Source organism: Bacillus cereus group sp. BceL062 (assembly GCF_051780025.1).
Lineage (GTDB): Bacteria > Bacillota > Bacilli > Bacillales > Bacillaceae_G > Bacillus_A > Bacillus_A toyonensis.
Map to the genome: position 1 here is coordinate 1 of NZ_JBPWGY010000057.1, position 390 is coordinate 390.

A 390-nucleotide genomic window follows, 5' to 3' on the forward strand; every position below is an offset into this window, starting at 1 on the left:
CGTTCATCCTGAGCCAGGATCAAACTCTCCAATAAAGTTAGTTTGTCTAGCATCTAAAAATAAAAATTGACGTTTCACGTTGTTTGTTTCGTTCAGTTTTCAAAGAACTAATGGTGGAGCCTAGCGGGATCGAACCGCTGACCTCCTGCGTGCAAGGCAGGCGCTCTCCCAGCTGAGCTAAGGCCCCAAAAACAATATCGGGAAGACAGGATTTGAACCTGCGACCCCCTGGTCCCAAACCAGGTGCTCTACCAAGCTGAGCCACTTCCCGAAAGAAAACGCGCCCGAGAGGAGTCGAACCCCTAACCTCTTGATCCGTAGTCAAACGCTCTATCCAATTGAGCTACGGGCGCATATGGTGCCGAGGGCGGGGGTCGAACCCGCACGGTG

General features: G+C 52.3%; 3 tRNA genes. All 3 read right to left on the reverse strand.

Annotated features, from left to right (window positions below):
- Positions 1–111 precede the first annotated feature (111 nt).
- The 3 genes from ACS2MN_RS31025 to ACS2MN_RS31035 all read right to left on the reverse strand — a co-directional run bounded on the left by ACS2MN_RS31025 (position 112) and on the right by ACS2MN_RS31035 (position 353).
- A tRNA-Ala gene (locus ACS2MN_RS31025) sits at positions 112–187 on the reverse strand.
- A gap of 10 nt (positions 188–197) precedes the next feature.
- A tRNA-Pro gene (locus ACS2MN_RS31030) sits at positions 198–271 on the reverse strand.
- Between the two features lie 8 nt (positions 272–279).
- A tRNA-Arg gene (locus tag ACS2MN_RS31035) sits at positions 280–353 on the reverse strand.
- Positions 354–390: the final 37 nt, after the last annotated feature.